Raw genomic sequence first — 5,209 nt, 5'->3', positions numbered from 1 at the left:
ATGTGACAGCTTTCGGTGTTTTGTGAGTATCGAACTTTCGGTTCTATCGTCTTCACACACCGCAATCTGGCCTTTCGACGCAAATTGCTTGGGTGTTATATGGTCAAGCCTCACGGGCAATTAGTATTGGTTAGCTCAACGCCTCACAGCGCTTACACACCCAACCTATCAACGTCGTAGTCTTCGACGGCCCTTCAGGGAACTCAAGGTTCCAGTGAGATCTCATCTTGAGGCTAGTTTCCCGCTTAGATGCTTTCAGCGGTTATCTATTCCGAACATAGCTACCCGGCAATGCCACTGGCGTGACAACCGGAACACCAGAGGTTCGTCCACTCCGGTCCTCTCGTACTAGGAGCAGCCCCTCTCAAATCTCAAACGTCCACGGCAGATAGGGACCGAACTGTCTCACGACGTTCTAAACCCAGCTCGCGTACCACTTTAAATGGCGAACAGCCATACCCTTGGGACCGGCTTCAGCCCCAGGATGTGATGAGCCGACATCGAGGTGCCAAACACCGCCGTCGATATGAACTCTTGGGCGGTATCAGCCTGTTATCCCCGGAGTACCTTTTATCCGTTGAGCGATGGCCCTTCCATACAGAACCACCGGATCACTAAGACCTACTTTCGTACCTGCTCGACGTGTCTGTCTCGCAGTCAAGCGCGCTTTTGCCTTTATACTCTACGACCGATTTCCGACCGGTCTGAGCGCACCTTCGTACTCCTCCGTTACTCTTTAGGAGGAGACCGCCCCAGTCAAACTACCCACCATACACTGTCCTCGATCCGGATAACGGACCTGAGTTAGAACCTCAAAGTTGCCAGGGTGGTATTTCAAGGTTGGCTCCACGCAGACTGGCGTCCACGCTTCAAAGCCTCCCACCTATCCTACACAAGCAAATTCAAAGTCCAGTGCAAAGCTATAGTAAAGGTTCACGGGGTCTTTCCGTCTAGCCGCGGATACACTGCATCTTCACAGCGATTTCAATTTCACTGAGTCTCGGGTGGAGACAGCGCCGCCATCGTTACGCCATTCGTGCAGGTCGGAACTTACCCGACAAGGAATTTCGCTACCTTAGGACCGTTATAGTTACGGCCGCCGTTTACCGGGGCTTCGATCAAGAGCTTCGCGTTAGCTAACCCCATCAATTAACCTTCCGGCACCGGGCAGGCGTCACACCCTATACGTCCACTTTCGTGTTTGCAGAGTGCTGTGTTTTTAATAAACAGTCGCAGCGGCCTGGTATCTTCGACCGGCATGAGCTTACGGAGCAAGTCCTTCACCCTCACCGGCGCACCTTCTCCCGAAGTTACGGTGCCATTTTGCCTAGTTCCTTCACCCGAGTTCTCTCAAGCGCCTTGGTATTCTCTACCCAACCACCTGTGTCGGTTTGGGGTACGGTTCCTGGTTACCTGAAGCTTAGAAGCTTTTCTTGGAAGCATGGCATCAACCACTTCGTTAACTAAAAGTTAACTCGTCATCAGCTCTCGGCCTTAGAATCCCGGATTTACCTAAGATTCCAGCCTACCACCTTAAACTTGGACAACCAACGCCAAGCTGGCCTAGCCTTCTCCGTCCCTCCATCGCAATAACCAGAAGTACAGGAATATTAACCTGTTTTCCATCGACTACGCTTTTCAGCCTCGCCTTAGGGACCGACTAACCCTGCGTCGATTAACGTTGCGCAGGAAACCTTGGTCTTTCGGCGTGGGTGTTTTTCACACCCATTGTCGTTACTCATGTCAGCATTCGCACTTCTGATACCTCCAGCAAGCTTCTCAACTCACCTTCACAGGCTTACAGAACGCTCCTCTACCGCATCACTTACGTGATACCCGTAGCTTCGGTGTATGGTTTGAGCCCCGTTACATCTTCCGCGCAGGCCGACTCGACTAGTGAGCTATTACGCTTTCTTTAAAGGGTGGCTGCTTCTAAGCCAACCTCCTAGCTGTCTAAGCCTTCCCACATCGTTTCCCACTTAACCATAACTTTGGGACCTTAGCTGACGGTCTGGGTTGTTTCCCTTTTCACGACGGACGTTAGCACCCGCCGTGTGTCTCCCATGCTCGGCACTTGTAGGTATTCGGAGTTTGCATCGGTTTGGTAAGTCGGGATGACCCCCTAGCCGAAACAGTGCTCTACCCCCTACAGTGATACATGAGGCGCTACCTAAATAGCTTTCGAGGAGAACCAGCTATCTCCGAGCTTGATTAGCCTTTCACTCCGATCCACAGGTCATCCGCTAACTTTTCAACGGTAGTCGGTTCGGTCCTCCAGTTAGTGTTACCCAACCTTCAACCTGCCCATGGATAGATCGCCCGGTTTCGGGTCTATTCCCAGCGACTAGACGCCCTATTAAGACTCGCTTTCGCTACGCCTCCCCTATTCGGTTAAGCTCGCCACTGAAAATAAGTCGCTGACCCATTATACAAAAGGTACGCAGTCACCCAACAAAGTGGGCTCCCACTGCTTGTACGCATACGGTTTCAGGATCTATTTCACTCCCCTCTCCGGGGTTCTTTTCGCCTTTCCCTCACGGTACTAGTTCACTATCGGTCAGTCAGTAGTATTTAGCCTTGGAGGATGGTCCCCCCATATTCAGACAAAGTTTCTCGTGCTCCGTCCTACTCGATTTCATGACTAAGAGATTTTCGCGTACAGGGCTATCACCCACTATGGCCGCACTTTCCAGAGCGTTCCGCTAATCTCAAAGCCACTTAAGGGCTAGTCCCCGTTCGCTCGCCACTACTAAGGGAATCTCGGTTGATTTCTTTTCCTCAGGGTACTTAGATGTTTCAGTTCCCCTGGTTCGCCTCTTACGCCTATGTATTCAGCGTAAGATAACCATCTTATGATGGCTGGGTTCCCCCATTCAGACATCTCCGGATCAAAGTCTGTTTGCCGACTCCCCGAAGCTTTTCGCAGGCTACCACGTCTTTCATCGCCTCTGACTGCCAAGGCATCCACCGTATGCGCTTCTTCACTTGACCATATAACCCCAAGCAATCTGGTTATACTGTGAAGACAACATTCGCCGAAAATTCGATAATACTCAAAACTGAGTAACTCACAAATTTTACCTTAGCCTGATCCGTTACCAGTGAAAGTAACGTTCAGTCTATCTTTCTATCACATACCCAAATTTTTAAAGAACGATCTAATCAAAGACTAGAAATCAACATTCACCATCATCACAATGGAATGCTCATTTCTAAGCTTTCAACAACAGAAGCAGTAGTGGTGGAGCCAAACGGGATCGAACCGTTGACCTCCTGCGTGCAAGGCAGGCGCTCTCCCAGCTGAGCTATGGCCCCGTATTTCTACAGGCGTTTCCCACACAAAATTGGTGGGTCTGGGCAGATTCGAACTGCCGACCTCACCCTTATCAGGGGTGCGCTCTAACCAACTGAGCTACAGACCCAATTTCGGGCTGCTTCTTTATCGTCTTCTTCAATGAATCAAGCAATTCGTGTGGGAACTTATGGAGCAGCTGATGTCGTCGATTAAGGAGGTGATCCAGCCGCAGGTTCCCCTACGGCTACCTTGTTACGACTTCACCCCAGTCATGAATCACACCGTGGTAACCGTCCTCCCGAAGGTTAGACTAGCTACTTCTGGTGCAACCCACTCCCATGGTGTGACGGGCGGTGTGTACAAGGCCCGGGAACGTATTCACCGCGACATTCTGATTCGCGATTACTAGCGATTCCGACTTCACGCAGTCGAGTTGCAGACTGCGATCCGGACTACGATCGGTTTTATGGGATTAGCTCCACCTCGCGGCTTGGCAACCCTCTGTACCGACCATTGTAGCACGTGTGTAGCCCAGGCCGTAAGGGCCATGATGACTTGACGTCATCCCCACCTTCCTCCGGTTTGTCACCGGCAGTCTCCTTAGAGTGCCCACCATTACGTGCTGGTAACTAAGGACAAGGGTTGCGCTCGTTACGGGACTTAACCCAACATCTCACGACACGAGCTGACGACAGCCATGCAGCACCTGTCTCAATGTTCCCGAAGGCACCAATCTATCTCTAGAAAGTTCATTGGATGTCAAGGCCTGGTAAGGTTCTTCGCGTTGCTTCGAATTAAACCACATGCTCCACCGCTTGTGCGGGCCCCCGTCAATTCATTTGAGTTTTAACCTTGCGGCCGTACTCCCCAGGCGGTCAACTTAATGCGTTAGCTGCGCCACTAAAAGCTCAAGGCTTCCAACGGCTAGTTGACATCGTTTACGGCGTGGACTACCAGGGTATCTAATCCTGTTTGCTCCCCACGCTTTCGCACCTCAGTGTCAGTATTAGTCCAGGTGGTCGCCTTCGCCACTGGTGTTCCTTCCTATATCTACGCATTTCACCGCTACACAGGAAATTCCACCACCCTCTACCATACTCTAGTCAGTCAGTTTTGAATGCAGTTCCCAGGTTGAGCCCGGGGATTTCACATCCAACTTAACAAACCACCTACGCGCGCTTTACGCCCAGTAATTCCGATTAACGCTTGCACCCTCTGTATTACCGCGGCTGCTGGCACAGAGTTAGCCGGTGCTTATTCTGTCGGTAACGTCAAAACAATCACGTATTAGGTAACTGCCCTTCCTCCCAACTTAAAGTGCTTTACAATCCGAAGACCTTCTTCACACACGCGGCATGGCTGGATCAGGCTTTCGCCCATTGTCCAATATTCCCCACTGCTGCCTCCCGTAGGAGTCTGGACCGTGTCTCAGTTCCAGTGTGACTGATCATCCTCTCAGACCAGTTACGGATCGTCGCCTTGGTGAGCCATTACCTCACCAACTAGCTAATCCGACCTAGGCTCATCTGATAGCGCAAGGCCCGAAGGTCCCCTGCTTTCTCCCGTAGGACGTATGCGGTATTAGCGTCCGTTTCCGAACGTTATCCCCCACTACCAGGCAGATTCCTAGGCATTACTCACCCGTCCGCCGCTCTCAAGAGAAGCAAGCTTCTCTCTACCGCTCGACTTGCATGTGTTAGGCCTGCCGCCAGCGTTCAATCTGAGCCATGATCAAACTCTTCAGTTCAAACATCTTTGGGTTTTTAAGAAACCCTAAACTTGGCTCAGCAATCGTTGGTTACATCTTTGATTTCTCGCGGAGTAACTTGTGATGCTGATAATCTTGTTGACTATCAGTCTGACTCCACAAGCACCCACACGAATTGCTTGATTCAGTTGTTAAAGAGCGGTTGG

Annotated in this window: 2 tRNA genes and 2 rRNA genes; all 4 read right to left on the bottom strand. The window is 51.1% G+C overall.

Annotation, left to right across the window (positions count from 1 at the left end):
- Positions 1-99: 99 nt before the first annotated feature.
- Positions 100-2,991: ribosomal RNA gene (locus ACU688_RS28080) — 23S ribosomal RNA — on the bottom strand.
- A 248-nt stretch (positions 2,992-3,239) separates the two neighbouring features.
- Positions 3,240-3,315 (bottom strand) — tRNA-Ala (locus tag ACU688_RS28075).
- Positions 3,316-3,345: 30 nt separating this feature from the next.
- Positions 3,346-3,422, bottom strand: a tRNA-Ile gene (locus ACU688_RS28070).
- 83 nt (positions 3,423-3,505) lie between these two features.
- Positions 3,506-5,042: ribosomal RNA gene (locus ACU688_RS28065) — 16S ribosomal RNA — on the bottom strand.
- Together the 16S and 23S rRNA genes with 2 tRNA genes alongside form the textbook arrangement of a ribosomal RNA operon.
- Positions 5,043-5,209: the final 167 nt, after the last annotated feature.

The sequence above is a fragment of the Pseudomonas acericola (SeqCode) genome (assembly GCF_053456465.1).
The sequence above is the reverse complement of the archived record's forward strand: the minus strand, read 5'-3'. Positions and strand labels throughout refer to the sequence as shown.